Origin of the sequence: Sphingobacterium multivorum, assembly GCF_900457465.1 — a bacterium.
Taxonomy (GTDB): domain Bacteria; phylum Bacteroidota; class Bacteroidia; order Sphingobacteriales; family Sphingobacteriaceae; genus Sphingobacterium; species Sphingobacterium multivorum.
Genome location: NZ_UAUU01000011.1, coordinates 1,751,000 through 1,766,291, shown reverse-complemented (window position 1 = coordinate 1,766,291; position 15,292 = coordinate 1,751,000). Strand labels below are relative to the sequence as shown.

The 15,292-nt window shown below is 41.5% G+C and carries 10 protein-coding genes, 3 tRNA genes and 4 pseudogenes; 11 read left to right on the top strand and 6 right to left on the bottom strand.

All coding sequences use genetic code 11. The features are described 5' to 3' along the window. Positions 1 to 25: 25 nt before the first annotated feature. The 6 genes from DTA23_RS25105 to DTA23_RS25085 form a co-directional block, all read right to left on the bottom strand. Positions 26 to 3,208 carry an efflux RND transporter permease subunit gene (locus DTA23_RS25105; protein WP_112376347.1) on the bottom strand — a complete coding sequence of 1,061 codons (3,183 nt, stop codon included), beginning with the start codon at positions 3,206 to 3,208 and terminating at the stop codon, positions 26 to 28. 64 nt (positions 3,209 to 3,272) lie between these two features. Beyond that, positions 3,273 to 4,328, bottom strand: a complete 1,056-nt coding sequence (locus DTA23_RS25100) for an efflux RND transporter periplasmic adaptor subunit (protein WP_070561150.1) — start codon at positions 4,326 to 4,328, stop codon at positions 3,273 to 3,275. 14 nt (positions 4,329 to 4,342) lie between these two features. Beyond that, positions 4,343 to 5,686 carry a TolC family protein gene (locus tag DTA23_RS25095; protein ID WP_112376346.1) on the bottom strand — a complete coding sequence of 448 codons (1,344 nt, stop codon included), beginning with the start codon at positions 5,684 to 5,686 and terminating at the stop codon, positions 4,343 to 4,345. Positions 5,687 to 5,714: 28 nt separating this feature from the next. Further along, complete coding sequence (locus tag DTA23_RS25090) at positions 5,715 to 6,314, bottom strand: TetR/AcrR family transcriptional regulator (protein WP_112376345.1); 600 nt, start codon at positions 6,312 to 6,314, stop codon at positions 5,715 to 5,717. 255 nt (positions 6,315 to 6,569) lie between these two features. Further along, positions 6,570 to 6,737: an NrtR DNA-binding winged helix domain-containing protein gene (locus DTA23_RS30760; RefSeq protein ID WP_370445150.1), complete on the bottom strand. Its 168-nt coding sequence runs from the start codon at positions 6,735 to 6,737 to the stop codon at positions 6,570 to 6,572. 7 nt (positions 6,738 to 6,744) lie between these two features. Then, positions 6,745 to 7,242, bottom strand: a complete 498-nt coding sequence (locus tag DTA23_RS25085) for an NUDIX domain-containing protein (RefSeq protein ID WP_370445149.1) — start codon at positions 7,240 to 7,242, stop codon at positions 6,745 to 6,747. 239 nt (positions 7,243 to 7,481) lie between these two features. Between DTA23_RS25085 and pfkA the strand changes: the two are divergent. The 11 genes and pseudogenes from pfkA (at position 7,482) to DTA23_RS25030 (ending at position 14,352) form a co-directional block, all read left to right on the top strand. Next, positions 7,482 to 8,407 (top strand): annotated as a pseudogene (gene pfkA, locus DTA23_RS25080) (6-phosphofructokinase). Between the two features lie 17 nt (positions 8,408 to 8,424). Next, a complete protein-coding gene (locus DTA23_RS25075) occupies positions 8,425 to 9,276 on the top strand; it encodes a hypothetical protein (protein WP_070561153.1) in 852 nt (283 codons plus the stop codon). Positions 9,277 to 9,280: 4 nt separating this feature from the next. After that, a complete protein-coding gene (gene gap, locus DTA23_RS25070) occupies positions 9,281 to 10,279 on the top strand; it encodes a type I glyceraldehyde-3-phosphate dehydrogenase (RefSeq protein WP_070561154.1) in 999 nt (332 codons plus the stop codon). Positions 10,280 to 10,454: 175 nt separating this feature from the next. Continuing rightward, positions 10,455 to 10,530, top strand: a tRNA-Phe gene (locus tag DTA23_RS25065). 50 nt (positions 10,531 to 10,580) lie between these two features. Beyond that, positions 10,581 to 10,653 (top strand) — tRNA-Gly (locus tag DTA23_RS25060). Between the two features lie 5 nt (positions 10,654 to 10,658). Further along, positions 10,659 to 10,743 (top strand) — tRNA-Leu (locus DTA23_RS25055). A 190-nt stretch (positions 10,744 to 10,933) separates the two neighbouring features. After that, a complete protein-coding gene (locus DTA23_RS25050; protein WP_112376344.1) occupies positions 10,934 to 11,263 on the top strand; it encodes an ArsR/SmtB family transcription factor in 330 nt (109 codons plus the stop codon). 134 nt (positions 11,264 to 11,397) lie between these two features. After that, positions 11,398 to 11,595 carry a DUF6428 family protein gene (locus DTA23_RS31005; protein ID WP_256604666.1) on the top strand — a complete coding sequence of 66 codons (198 nt, stop codon included), beginning with the start codon at positions 11,398 to 11,400 and terminating at the stop codon, positions 11,593 to 11,595. A gap of 291 nt (positions 11,596 to 11,886) precedes the next feature. Next, a pseudogene (locus tag DTA23_RS25040) lies at positions 11,887 to 12,304 on the top strand (arsenate reductase ArsC). A gap of 22 nt (positions 12,305 to 12,326) precedes the next feature. Then, positions 12,327 to 13,399: pseudogene (arsB, locus tag DTA23_RS25035) on the top strand (ACR3 family arsenite efflux transporter). Between the two features lie 45 nt (positions 13,400 to 13,444). Continuing rightward, positions 13,445 to 14,352, top strand: a pseudogene (locus tag DTA23_RS25030) (SMP-30/gluconolactonase/LRE family protein). The last annotated feature ends 940 nt before the right edge of the window (positions 14,353 to 15,292 follow it).

Below are 15,292 nucleotides of genomic sequence, written 5' to 3'. Positions count from 1 at the left end.
TTTCTATTGTAAAATGTATTATTTTTTAATGTTCTGCCACGTCGACATGGTCATAATCTTCCTTCATCAAGGCTTCATAATTTGTCTTTTCTTTCTTTCCAAAACGACGTTGAAGACTGTCAAATATGGAGTACACCACCGGTACAACAACCAAGGTTAAAAATAAAGAAGATAACAAACCACCAATGATAACGATCGCCAGACCTCTATTCATATCGGCACCGTCTCCAGTAGCGATTGCGATAGGAATCATACCAAATACCATGGCAATTGTCGTCATCAAAATCGGACGAAGACGCGCGTGATTGGCTGCCACCAACGCATCGTGTGTATTATCGCCAGCTTCCTTACGATGGTTGGCAAAGTCAACCAGCATGATCGCATTTTTGGCCACCAGACCAATTAACATGATGATACCCAAAATCGTAAATATATTCAAGGTCTGATTTCCCAGCGCCAAGAACAATAGGGCTCCGATAAACGACAATGGAATCGAGAACAAGACCACAAATGGTGTGATAAAACTATCGTATAAAGCAACCATTACCAAGTATACTAGGATAATAGATGCCAATAAGGCAATACCCAAAGTACCAAAACCTTCGGTTTGGTTTTCCATATTACCACCCCAGATAAAGACGATACCCGGTTTACGCGGCAGTTTTTCAAACTGTGCCTGCCACTCTTGTGCTACGGTACCCATTGGTCTACCGATTGCCTGTCCCTGAATGGATACTGCCGGCGACTTGTCGCGACGTTCCAACAACGTAGGTCCCGAACCAAAAGTTACATTGGCAAATTGATCCAAAGAAATAGAGGCACCCTGATTATTGATAAATTTCAGATCACGTACGTTGTCGATATTGGCACGACCATTTTCCGCATAGCGGATATTGATATCGTACTCGTTATCACCCGCTCTGTATTTGTTATCCGTATTTCCTGAAAATGCCGTCTGCATTGTCATCCCCACAGTAGAGACATTCAGTCCCAAAGAGGTCATTTTATCACGGTCGATCTTCACATTGATCTCAGGGTTACCCGCTTCAGAAGTCAATTTGACACCCGCAGCCCCAGGAATCTTACGTAATTGATCTGCCGCCTTCTCTGCAAATTCCTGTGCATCTTCGACAGAAGCACCGATAATGGTCAGCTTCAATGGTGCCTGCTCCGCTCCCATGATACCCACGTTGACGGTTTTGATTTTTGCACCGATCAGTTTATTTTCCAGTTCACGCTTCAGCGTCGCTGAATACACCTGTGAGTTACCCTCAAAATTTTCCTTGTCGAGGATCACGTGGATCTCCGATTTATAACGCGAACCCGTTGTTGAAGCCATACCGTCCGAAGACTGCCCCACTGTCGTAATAATTTCTTTGACATCAGGTTTCGATTTAATGTAAGCCTCCGCTTTTTGCGTCAACAAGTTGGTCTTCTCCAGGGAAGCATCTTTATCGAGTTCCAACTGGATGAAAAACTCCTTACGGTCGATACTCGGGAAGAAGTCCGAACCAATATACCCCATACCGACCAAAAAAAACGATGCAACAAGTAAACCGATTGCCAAAAACAACGTAGCCAATTTCGTACCGACGTTCTTTAAAGCCCAGGTCAACAATCCCGCAACCCAATGTGTAAAGCTGTTCAAACCGCTTTCAAAACCATGAATAATACGACCAAAGAAAGAAGTTTTGCTCAAGTGCTCCAATTTACCGAAACGCGAGTATAACCAAGGCACTACCGTAAATGACACCAATAAGGATAATAAAGTCGAGATGATTACCGTCACACAGAATTGTGCCAGGATATTGGCCACCAAACCCGTAGACATCGCGATCGGCAGGAACACTACCACGATAACCAAGGTGATCGCCGTTACGGTAAATCCGATTTCCGAAGCACCATCATAGGCCGCACGCACCTTGTTTTTACCCATCTCCATGTGGCGGTGAATATTCTCGATAACAACGATCGCGTCATCCACAAGAATACCTACTACCAGGGATAAACCGAGTAAAGACATCAAGTTTAAGGTATAGCCCATCAAAAGCAAGCCAATAAAGGTAGCGATCAAAGATAATGGAATCGCCACCATGGTAATCGCCGCATTACGTAAACTTTGTAAGAAGAACAACATGATAAAGCCCACCAATGCAATGGCAATCATTAAGTCATGGATCACGTTATCGGCTGCATTCAAGGTAAATTCTGAAGAGTCATTGGCAACCAGAATTTTAATATTCTGTGCAGCATAATCCTTCTCTACACCAGAAATTACTTTTCCGTCTTTATCGTGTACCGCAATGGTTTTCTTGACAGCTTCGGACACCGCTACCGCATTTGCATCAGACTGTTTAAAGACCTGCAATAAGATTGTATTCTGACGGTCCAGGCGGGCTACTTTTTCAATCTCTTTAATACCATCCCGCACATCGGCGATATCGCGCAGATAAATCTGCACCCCTGCCGGCGTTGTGATCGGGAGGTTACGCAGCTCCTCGATTGAAGTTACTTTACCCGAAAGACGGATGGTTGTCCGGTTATCACGAGTACTGACGTTACCTGTCGGGAAATCGAGATTGGATGATGCTACAATTTGCTGTACCTGCGAAATTGTCAGTCCATAACCTTCAATTTTCTTCGGGTCTACAGAGATCTGGATTTCACGTTCCTCACCTCCGATCAGGTCCACTTTGGCAACACCATTGATCCGCGCAAAGACCGGCTGGATTTTATTGTCCAAAAGATCGTAGAGTTCTTTTTCCGATAAGTTGGACGTGACGGCCAAACTCATTATGGCCACATCATCCAGGGAGAATTTGGAGAGTGAAGGTGTCTTTACATCATCCGGCAGATCGTTGATCACGGCATTGATTTTCCGTTGAGTATCCGTAAGCAGGAAGTTGACATCCGCACCGTTGTTGAGGGTAATCATGACAATCGATACCCCTTCAAGGGAAGTCGACTCCACCTTTTTGATACTTTCCAAGGATGAAATGGCATCCTCTATTTTTTTGGTCACCGAACTCTCCACCTCTGCAGGTGAAGCTCCCGGATAGACCGTCTGTACCGTAATGACGTTAATTTCAAATTTAGGGACCAATTCATAGCCCAATCGCGTATAAGAAAACAACCCGCCTAATGTCAGTATTATAAATAATACGATAATTATACTGGGGCGTTTTATCGATATTTCGGTAATTTTCATTCGAATAATTTATTTTTAATAGCTATGCAACCGAGGTTCCATCTGCTACCGATTACAGTATGCTCTATTTAATAATCTCTACAGGGCTTTGGTCAAATAGATTGATCTGACCCGAAACAATCACTTGATCCCCATTTTGCAAACCACCTAAGATCTCGATGTAATCACCAAAGTTTCTACCTGATTTGACGTTTGTTTCGATGGCTTTACCGTTTTTCAGCACAAAGATCTTGTTGTCGCTCACACTACCCACAAAGGCATTACGAGGTACGATCAACGTATTGCTAGCAACACCTTCACCGAAGATGGCTGTACCGTACATACCAGCACGCAATTGGTTCGATGCATTATTTACCTCGATTTCCACCGGGAAGTTTAAGCTACCATCCGATTTAGGCGCAATAAAAGTTACTTTACCTATAAAGCGTTGGTCTGCATATACACTCGCTGTCACATCAACAGATTGACCGATCCTTAAGGTAGCCACATTCTTTTCGTCTACATTGACACGCAATTTCAAGGTGGCGACATTGACAATATCGAAGGCTGCAGCGCCCACATTTAGGTAAGTGCCCGGTTCGATTTTACGTGCATTGACGATACCCGATACCGAAGTTTTGATGGTCACATCGCCAGCATTCAATTTAGACGCTTTTAAGTTATTTTTCGCATTCTCAAATTGCAATTTCACCTGGTCTAACTGTTGTTTGGTTACACCACCTGTAGAGAAGGCACTTTCAAAGCGATGCAGATCGGCCTGCGCATTGGTAAATGCAGCCTGCGCATTCGCTACGTTCACATTCAGTTTATCGCCCTCGATGATCGCCAAAGTCTGTCCGGCGCTCACATGAGAACCTTCATCAACCAATACTTTCACCACTCTACCTGCAGTCTCAGCTGAAACAGTTACTTCTTGTTTCGGAGAAAATGTTCCGTTAGCCGTATAACGTAAGTCCATGGAAGATACTTTTGCCGTATCGATACGCACTGCAATAGCCACATTTTTCTTTGCTACCTCTGCAGTTTCGGCCTCATTTTTCTTTTTATTTTTATTTAACACAAAAAATATTCCTGCTAGACCAGCAGCAATAATAAGTAAGGTAATAATTCCGCGTTTCATATTGTATTAGTCAATTATTCTTTAATTAGTGATTTAAGATTTCCATTCGCTTTGATCAGCTGCACTTCAGCAATTTTATAATCGAGCAAAGAGGTATTTAAATTATTCTGGGCATCTGCATAGGCATTTTCCGCATCCAAAAGATCGGTCAATGTTGCCAGACCATTTTTGTAATTGTTGTTAGTATCTTCCAGCACTGATTTTGCCAAATCCACGTTCTTACGGTTTGACTCAATTGTTAACAAAGAATTTTTAATCTGAACCTTGGAGTTTTCTGCTGCCAGATTCAGTGCCAATTTTGTATCCGCGATATCAACCTGCAACTTATCGATATCGATCTGTGCCTGACGAACTTTAGAACGTGTGAGGAAACCATTGAAAATAGGAACCGTCAAATTAAGACCAATTCCTGAAAATCCCGACCAATTTACACCTTCAGCTTTCGAAAAGATTGGGAAAACAGGTCCCAAACCCTGACGACCGTAATTCGCAGTCAAAGATAAAGTGGGGTAGTATTTGGATGCTTCAGCTTTTTTGTTCAACTCTAGTAATTCATTTTGTTTAGTGAGCACCTGGATCTCCGTTCTACTGGACACATCAAGCGGGTCATATATGGCATCCAGAGCAACTGTTTCAAACGTTGACGCCGGCATAACAATCTGCTCCGACATCTGCATACCAATGACAAATTTTAGTGCATTCTCTTTTAATTCAACGGCATTAATCAGCTGCTGGCGAGAAGCTTTCAAATTTGTAACGGCTACATTTGTACGGTCAAGGTCAATTTTCTTCGCTAACCCATTCTTAAAAAGTCCTTCGATGACATCCCTAGTTTTGGTGGTACTTTCCAAGTTATTGTCAACCGTTTTTAACTGCAATTTGGATTGATAAACATCATAATAACTATTGGCCACCTTTTCGATCAATTGCTCATCGGTCAATGTTTTGTTGATCACATAAAATTCGCGTGTCGTCTTGGCAGCTTTCAGTCCAGTAAATACAGTTTGATTAAATAGCTGTTGGTTTAAGCTTATCGAATTTGTCGATTGCCATTTTTGTCCAAAAGCAGCCATTACTGTGGTTCCCGGTTGGCCCACAAGCTCTCCTGGTAAAGCGACCTTTTGAATCATTGGATTGTAAGTGATACCACCGTTAAAATTGACCTGTGGTAATGCACCCGATTTAACTTCCGCAATTTTATGTTCGGCATTTACGACATCGAGACCTGCCTTTTTCGCATCAGCCTTGTTCTGCAAAGCAAATTTAATCGCATCACTTAAGCTCAATTGTTGCTGTGCATGACTCTGGAAAACCATCGTACCTAATAAAAGGCTGGCTAGTATTCTGATTGTTTTCATTCCTAATTTATTTATCCTAATTTTATATCTACTTTTTATTTATACCATTAAAAAAAAGCTTGGTAGCCAGCTTTTGCTTTTGCAGCACTTCATCAAAACGATCCTGATTTGGAATTCCTGAAATGATATCGGAGATATTGCACATCAGGGATAAACTATTCATCAATTCCACATAGATTTCGGCCGTTTCATAGAGATGCTCCCCATCGATTTCACCTTTTTCGGCACCGATCTCAAGGATCTCAAACAAGGCTTTCACATCACGGTCGTGTAGGCACTGGAAAAAATCCTGCATGGAAAGTCCCTTGATCCATTCCAGATTTTCATTCATGTGCAACATATAGTATTTCCGGACAAATGCATCGCGCAGTTCCAAAATTTTAATGATCAGCTCGTAGGTGGTGCCCACATGCACAGCCACCATCTTCTCCTCCTCTTCCCTATATTCATCCGTCAAACGCACAATCACATCCCTTATAAGTGCATTCTTTTCCGAATAATAGTAATACAAATTCGCTTTGGTAATTTTTATATCCTCCGCAATTTCATTCATCGTAGTCTTACTAAAACCGTAATGCATAAAGCGTCTTATCGCCGCATGAATGATTTGATCTTTTCTATCTTCCATTCTTCAAAAAACTCCTTTCTACTTTCTGACTTTTATCAAAAATTGTTCAAAAATATAAAAAGTAACATGTTGGACAAAATAAATTTTGAAATTGTAATAATTTTGATATTAACCTGACAACAAAACCTTCAATGACTTCGCAGACACCAGCAGCAATGAAAGCAAACTGAAGGTTCTTTCTGGCCAATAAGATCAGACACTTTCAAAAAAAAAGGCAAACTCGAAAGTTTGCCTTTTATTATACGAACAGATCTATTAGAATGCGACCGTGTTCTGAAAATGTTTTAAAAACTTTCGTTTATCCAATTTATAGAGCCTTGCTGCACGATAGGCTACTCCAGTCTGCACTTCGTCGAGCTCTTTTAGAAAGCCATAATTCTGCATTTTCTTTCTAAAATTGCGTTTATCGAGTGGTTTATTCAAAATTCCCTCATACACCAGCTGTAGCTGGGTGAGTGGTAAATTTTTCAGGCAGCAGCTCGAAAGCAATCGGCTTATAGGCGAGGCGGCGCTGCAACCGCTCCAGACAGAGGTCCAAAATCTGCTTATGGTCAAAGGCCAGTTCAGGTACATTCCGAACGGGGAACCATTTTGCCTGCTTCATATAGTTTGTAACAGGTTTGGTTTTCAATTTGGTATTATCCAGCTGCACGAGGGCGTAATACGCCACCGTCAGAATACGTCCCTTTGGATGCCGTTTTAATCCGGCAAAGGAATGCAGCTGATCCATAAATACATCTTTCAAACCTGTATTCTCATACAAAATTCGTTTTACGGCATCTTCCATCTCTTCGTCATTATCCACGAAAAAACCTGGCAATGCCCACCAATCCTTAAAAGGATATTCATTTCTTTCGGCCAAAAGAACTTTTAATTCTCCTTCGTGAAAGCCTAATATGACACAGTCAACGGTAAAATTACTATACAAAACTTCTAAATTTATTTATGTGCAATATACTGAGCTAAATTTAGCGGTTACTAATCATCGGGTTATCTGTAACAATTATACGCTTCCTAAACGTGATGCGCAAAAAAATATTGAAAAATTTATTCAAAGTGTAGAATATACACTATAAAAATCTTATATTCGTAAAACCTAAAATATAGCGTGTGATAAAAGAAATTAAAAAAATAGGTGTATTGACGTCGGGAGGTGATGCTCCTGGCATGAATGCCTGTATTCGTGCTGTCGTTCGAACAGCATTACATAAAGGATTGCAAGTAACGGGTATTTATCAAGGATACCAAGGTTTGATCGACGCAAATTTCATTGAAATGGATACGCGTTCGGTCAGCAATATTATACAACGTGGTGGTACAATATTAAAAACCGCGCGTTGCATGGAGTTTAAGACGCCTGAAGGCCGTCGAAAAGGCTATGACAATCTAATCGCTGCCGGTGTAGATGCCTTGGTGGTCATTGGTGGTGACGGTACCTTTACAGGTGCTAACTTCTTCTCCAAAGAATTTGAAATACCTATTATAGGTATTCCGGGTACGATAGACAACGACCTTTACGGTTCTGATTATACTATCGGCTACGATACAGCCAACAATACTGTCATCGAAGCGATTGATAAAATCAGAGATACTGCGGCGTCACATGAACGTCTTTTCTTTGTTGAAGTGATGGGCCGTGATTCAGGCTGTATCGCCTTAAATGCCGGTATTGCTGGCGGAGCCGAAGCCATTTTACTTCCAGAGAAAGAAACGGCCATTGACGATCTAATCCCGTCATTTAGAAGACGGTGCCATTAAGAAGAAATCGTCATCTATAGTTATTGTTGCAGAGGGCGACCAAAATGGTGGTGCTTATTATGTCGCAAAAAAAGTAAAAGAAAAGTTTGATCATTACGACACGAAAGTTAGTATATTAGGGCATTTGCAACGGGGTGGTTCTCCGACGAGTTTTCGACCGCGTGCTTGCGAGTAGATTGGGCTTTGCTGCGGTCAATGAATTATTGGCCGGAAACACACGAGTTACTGTTGGGCTTCGTGGTAATGAAATCAAGACAACTCCAATTGAAGAAGCAATCAGCAATAAGGAAATTAAACTTAGCCCTGATTTATTGGAAATGGCTGAGATTTTATAATCGTAATTTGAACAGACATGATAGCAGTAGTATATAGTGGATCTCGATTTTCAGACTGGCGGTTGGCCGACAAGGGGCGGATCACTACGGGGTTCCGCATGAACGGGATCAATCCTTATCTTCAGGATGAGCGCTCCATACTACAGCATTTGCATAAAAACACCAATTTGATCAACAATGCCGAAAAAATCAGACGGATCTATTTTTTCGGAGCGGGATCTTCCTCGAAGGAACGTAAAGATAAAATAAAAAACGTCCTCGAACGTTTTTTCGTCAATGCGCGCGTACGGGTTGATCATGATGTCATTGCTTCGGCAATTTCCACTTTCGGCGACGAAAGAGGAATTATTGGCATCATTGGCAGTGGATCAAATGCAGCTTACTATACAGGGAAAAAAATCATTGACAACAATTATGGTCTAGGTTATATTCTGGCCGATGAGGGGGCGACAAACTGGAATAGCCAGCAGCTGCTCAAACATTACATGACGGATACCTTACCTGTTGATCTGCGGGACAAACTGGAAAGAGAATTTAACATCGATAAGAAAACCATTTTGGAAAGGGTGTATATTTCCCCACAACCGACAAATTTTCTGAATTCATTTACAGACTTTGTCCTCGAAAATAAAGATCATCTATTCATTAGTCAATTGGTTAAAAATGGGCTTCGTACGTTTATAAAAACCTACATCAAGCCCTTAATGAAAGAATATCCGGACAGTGACGTAAACTTTACGGGTTCAGTAGCGTTTAATTATGAGCACTTGCTTCGGGAAGTTGCCACAGACGAATTTAATATCAGTATTGGTAATGTTGTAAAAGAACCGATACATAATTTAATTAAATATTATATCAATAAAAATTAAGAATATGAAAATTGGAATTAACGGATTTGGACGTATTGGTCGTTTAGCATTTAGAGCGGCTATCAATCGTCCAGAAATTGAAATTGTTGGTATCAATGACTTAGTTGAACCAGATTATATGGCTTATATGTTGAAATATGATTCAACACATGGCAAATTTGACGGTTCTGTAGAAGTAAAAGACGGTAACTTGGTTGTTAACGGAAAAACTATCCGTGTTACAGCTGAGAAAGATCCGGCAAACTTAAAATGGAATGAAGTAGGTGCTGAAGTAATCATCGAATCTACAGGTTTCTTCTTGACGCAAGAGTTGGCTCAAAAACACATCGATGCAGGTGCTAAAAAAGTGGTGATGTCTGCTCCAGCGAAAGACGACACCCCTACTTTCGTCATGGGTGTAAACCACAAAGAATTGAAAGCCGATCAACACATCGTTTCAAACGCTTCATGTACAACAAACTGTTTAGCGCCTATCGCTAAAGTATTAAACGATAAATTTGGTATCGTTGAAGGTTTGATGACAACAGTACACGCGGTTACAGCAACACAAAAAACTGTAGACGGTCCTTCAGTAAAAGACTGGAGAGGTGGTCGTGGTGCATACCAAAACATCATCCCTTCATCTACAGGTGCTGCTAAAGCAGTAGGTTTGGTTCTTCCAGAATTGAAAGGTAAATTGACCGGTATGTCATTACGCGTTCCTACAGCAGACGTTTCAGTTGTTGACTTAACAGTACGTTTGAACAAAGGTGCTTCATACGAAGAAATCAAAACTGCAATGAAAGAAGCTTCTGAAGGCGAATTGAAAGGTATCTTAGGTTATACTGAAGACGAAGTTGTTTCTTCAGATTTCTTAGGTGATGCACGTACATCAATCTTCGATGCAAAAGCAGGAATTTCATTGAATGATAACTTCGTTAAAGTTGTCTCTTGGTATGACAACGAATGGGGATATTCAAACAAAATCGTTGACTTGGTATTAGAAGTTGGTAAATTGTCTTAATCAACTCGACCAATATCCTATAGAGGGGCTATTCTACACGAATAGCCCCTTATTTTTTTTCCTTAAAAATCAGCAGGTTGGCGTTTAAACGCAAAAAAAAGCGCTTTTAGCTTTCGTAATTCAAATAATCCGTCTATATTTGCATCATCAATAAGGCAGACAGCTCAATTGAAAAGGTGCCATAGCTCAGTTGGTAGAGCAAAGGACTGAAAATCCTTGTGTCGCTGGTTCGAATCCAGCTGGCACCACCAAAAGGGAAGAACGCAAGGTTCTGACAGATTGAAAGAATAATAATTCCAATGCGAAAATAGCTCAGCTGGTAGAGCACAACCTTGCCAAGGTTGGGGTCGCGAGTTCGAATCTCGTTTTTCGCTCACCTGCCTAGGTGGTGGAACTGGTAGACACGCAGGACTTAAAATCCTGTTCCCGTTAAGGGAGTGCGGGTTCGATTCCCGCCCTAGGTACAAAAAGAGACGCCGAGTATCGGTTGTCTCTTTTTTTTTACACCAATATAACCCTTTGCTCCAAAAGTTGATATTAGGCCATTTCGAGTTCGATTTGAGCGCAATACTTCGATTAATATCATCGTAGCATAATTTTTATGTTTACAATTTGGGATTTTAGAAAAATTAATCGTAATATTGCAATAATATTATGGGACTTACTAAGACAGAAATATTCACAGAAGAGCAGAATCAGCTCGCCACAATGCTCAAAGCGTTGGGCCATCCTGCCCGTATTGCGATCCTTCAATCCATCATCCATGCAAATTCGTGTATCTGTGGTGATCTGGTTGAGGAACTAGGATTGGCACAGCCAACAATTTCCCAGCACCTTAAAGAATTGAAGAATGCGGGTATTATCCAGGGCACCATTGAGGGTGTACGGGTATGCTATTGCATTGAACCGAAAGCCTGGAAATTATTGAAAACAAACCTGGCAGCTTTCTTTGACTCTTATAAAGAGAACACAAACTGTTGCTAAAAAATTTACATCAATTAATCGTTAAATTGCAATATAGCATGAACAACTCCGAATTTATCAACTGGGAAACGTTTAAAAACGCAGCTCCAGCAAAACCCGAATCAAATTTTACAATTTGAATATGCAGCAGGTAAATGGTAGATCCCTCCTACCATATCACAGAAATCAAACAGGCTCCGATCATATCCGTCGATTGTGGTGGCGTAATGAACTCCTGGACTGAAATCATTGTCCAACTATGGGAACCAAGGGAAACAGAAGAAGGCCGTGCAATGCAAGCAAGTAAAGCGATGTCTATCGTGGATATCGTTGAAAAGAAATTACCGGCTTAATCCCAATGCTATTGTAAAAATTGAATTTGGCAACTCGCAGTTCGATACACGCCAAATGTATCCGGGTAATTTACCGTATCCGGACAAGATTTAATCGTTAACCTTACTCCAGATTATACCCAGTGCAAAGCCATTAACCGCGGGGGAAGCTGTGGCACCACTTCAGATGGAGAAGAATGCTGCGCACCCGTTGCTAAAGCCGAACCTGTAAAGCTGGAAATGGTTAATCTGGCTGCTGATGGCCCCGTTTGTAAACCTGGTGGCGGCTGCTGCTAATCAAGACATTAAAAAATGGAAAAAATATTGGTACTCTGCACCGGCAACAGTTGCCGCAGCCAAATTGCAGAAGGATTTTTAAGACATTTCGCAGGTAGCCGAGCCGAGGTTTATAGCGCCGGCATAGAAACGCATGGCGTTAACCCTAAAGCCATTCAGGTTATGGCTGAAGCCGACATTGATATCTCATCCCACACCTCTAATCATGTCAATGAGTATGCGGCAATAGACTTTGACCATGTAATTACGGTCTGTGATAATGCCAAGAGAGTTGTCCATATTTTCCTTCAAGGGCTAAAAAGCTACATTACAATTTCCCAACCCGGCAAAAGCCACCGGAACGGAGGAAGAAGTTATGAATGAATTCAGAAGGGTACGTGATCTTATCAAAACATACAGTGCTGAATTTGTAGCGGAAAATCTCGATAAATAAACATACCCACTAACAAAAAAATATGTCAGCCAACAACTGCGCCCCAGCACATGAAAGGAAAAAATTGAGTTTCCTCGACCGATACCTTACCTTATGGATTTTCCTGGCGATGGCAGTCGGAGTATCTATTGGATTCCTTTTCCCGTCTTCGTCTGATTTTATCAATTCTTTCTCAAGCGGTATCACCAATATTCCACTTGCCATTGGCCTGATCCTGATGATGTATCCACCACTTGCCAAAGTGAAATATGAAAATATGGGCAACGTATTTAAGGACACAAAGATACTGGGGGCTTCCCTGCTCCTGAACTGGATCATAGGGCCTATTTTAATGTTTATCCTGGCTATTGTATTTCTTCGGGACTACCCCGAATATATGATCGGCCTTATTCTTATCGGGCTAGCTCGCTGCATTGCAATGGTCGTTGTATGGAATGAGCTGGCAGAAGGAAACCGCGAATACGCTGCTGGACTTATCGCCCTCAATAGCATTTTCAGGTTGTATTGTACAGCGTCTACGCTTATATCTTTATCACTGTTCTGCCTCCAGTATTTGGCATGAAAGGTCTTGATGTTAATATTTCGATCGGTCAGATTGCGGAAAGTGTCGGAATTTATTTGGGTATTCCCTTTGCAATGGGCATAATCAGCCGTTATAGCCTGATTAAGTTAAAAGGAGAAGAATGGTTCCAAAGCAAATTTGTACCCATGATCTCTCCCATCACCTTAATCGCGTTATTATTTACAATTGTAGTCATGTTCAGCCTGAAAGGTGAACTGATCGTTCAGATTCCTATGGACGTTGTCAGAATTGGGGGTCCTTTGGTGATCTATTTTGCCATTATGTTCCTGGTGAGCTTTTTTATCGGTAAACGAATGGGCGCAGATTATTCCAAAAATGCAGCCATTTCCTTTACAGCTTCTGGTAATAATTTTGAGTTGGCTATTGCTGTTGCTATTGGCGTCTTCGGCATCAACAGTGGCCAGGCATTTGCCGGTGTTATCGGTCCACTCGTGGAAGTGCCCGCATTGATTGCCTTGGTCAATGTAGCTTTTTGGTTAAGAAAGAAATATTATAAAGGCCAGGTGATATAGCCCAAGAAAATTATTTATTGCCGGAAAATTGATAAATTAGTTGATATGTTCCATTCAGCTCATTCTCGCAGGCACTGGCCTACACTCTTGCTGTCCGTACTCTTCTCCTTAAATGGCTTAGATCTCAGCGCACAGTTGTTTCATCAGGACAGCCTAAAATTAATAGCCCGACAGTTTGCCTTTACCGAAGGGCCGGCAGTGGACAAGACCGGAGACATCTATTTTACCGACCAGCCCAATAACAAAATCTGGAAATATAGCACCAAAGGGCAACTTGCGCTTTTTAAAGATTCTGCAGGCCGCGCAAATGGACTTTACTTTAACCATCAGGGTCAGCTCCTTGCCTGTGCCGACGAAAAGAACGAAATCTGGTCAATCAGCAAAGATGGTCAGGTTACCGTCCTGCTGACCGCTATCGATGGAAAGAAACTGAATGGTCCAAATGATCTTTGGGCAGACAAGAAAGGTGGCATCTACTTTACAGACCCCTTTTATCTGCGCGATTATTGGCCCCGGAAAAAGCCAGAAATAGCGGGGCAGAAAGTCTACTACCTTCCGCCAGGAAAAGCGAAAAAACCCATCGTAGTAGCTGATGATGTCAGCAAACCGAACGGCATTGTCGGCTCGCCCGATGGAAGATACCTCTATGTCGCAGATATCGAACGGAATAAACGTACAGGTATACCATTAAATCTGACGGCAAGCTCAGCGGACAGACAGCGCTTATCGATCAGGGATCTGACGGGATGACATTGGACCATTACGGAAATATTTATCTGACAGGCAAAGGCGTTTTTATTTATAGTCCGACGGGCCTGCTGATTGGCCATATTGAAGTAAATGAACCATGGACATCCAATGTCTGTTTTGGAGGTAAAGATCGTACGGATCTATTTATCACTGCTTCAACAGCCATCTATAGGATCGCCATGTATACCCGGGGAGTGGATTAATACCAACGAAAGAAAAAAACATTTTCTTGTCTCGTGTTCCGACCGTATTGAACAAGCTGGAATTTTTGAGCTGATGCTGATAGAAATTGAAAGTGTGTCGACAGCTGTCTTTATCACCTGATAAGTAACAGTCCAGTTTTAAAGGTAGATGATGAAACTATAAGCAATTTTATTTATCTTTATATTGAAATAAAGATTCGCTTAGCTATTCTGGCAAAAGCGATTAAAAATGACCATTTCATCTTTAAATCTAAAATCACTCCGACATGTATAAAACCGTATTAACGAGGCAATTTTACTTAAGCGTAATCGCCATCATAATCCTACCATTTACCACCTTGGGCCAAAGCCTTCCATTACAACTATTACCCCCGGTCATATTGTAGTAGAAGCTGAAATCGAAGGAAAGAAAGGAAACTTTATCTTCGATACAGGCGGGGGGATTAATCTTTTTTTTGAAGATTTTGCCAAAGACCTGAAAAAAAATGAAAGCTATAATTTTCTCACGGCATTTCGCGCAACAGGTGAAAAAATGACAATCCCTATTTACAGATCCTCTACCATTAAATTCAATGGTAAGTAATACGCATTACAAAAAAATTTTGAAACCGCATCGGTTCGTTCATGTTCTTACACTGCAGTTTTCGAAGCATACAACATTATTTGGAAACACAGTTCAATGGCGTCAATGTCATTGCAGTGTTTTTATCCAGCCGCTTTGGGTTTTCTTTTCGCCGATTATTTTATATTTTTGTACATCTTCCAGCAATAATCTAATTTATTCGGGAACAACCATTATGCAGTTTAACTTCGCCTTTGATTCCAGTCCGTTTAAAACCCTGATCGCTTTTTCATAAGATTATACCATCCTTTGAAGCAGCGGCCCTATCGCCGGTTGGCTTTCAGGCCAGCTATGCCCGATCGCTGCTGGAAGAAATCA